The sequence below is a fragment of the Staphylococcus pasteuri genome (assembly GCF_030547725.1).
In the GTDB taxonomy this organism is placed as follows: Bacteria; Bacillota; Bacilli; order Staphylococcales; family Staphylococcaceae; genus Staphylococcus; species Staphylococcus pasteuri.
The window spans coordinates 1-379 of the sequence record NZ_JAUOQO010000065.1; the positions used below are offsets into that span (position 1 = coordinate 1).

The window sequence follows — 379 nt, forward strand, 5'->3', positions numbered from 1 at the left end:
GGGCTTAACTGAAAAACTTACTCCAACTGAAATAGAGACCTCTTTTTATAAGTATTTTGACTATGACAAGTCCAGACCTTTCTCTGTTAAGCGGGATTATCCTGTTTTTGCTGCGGGCGGTGGTAGTAAAATGTCTTTACGTACGCCTTTTAGCTTTACTAGGCGTTTAGCGTTATTGAAAAATACCTTGATAAATGTTGATTGGCCGGCTCTTGATGTGTCAAAAATCCGAGAGTATGCCATAAACCTGAGATTTGATGATGGGCTTTATTGGGCTATTTGTCGATTAGATGGTTCAAGTGTTGTCTTTCTTGATTTTAAGGGGAACCGCTTTAGTTCTGCAGAAGAGGCGTGCCATAAGATCAGTGAACGATTAAAT

The 379-nt window shown here is 39.6% G+C and carries 1 protein-coding gene; it reads left to right on the forward strand.

Annotation, left to right across the window (positions count from 1 at the left end; all coding sequences use genetic code 11):
• Positions 1-379, forward strand: a 379-nt coding sequence (locus Q4528_RS12810) for a hypothetical protein (RefSeq protein WP_303521856.1), incomplete at both ends; no start/stop codon positions are given.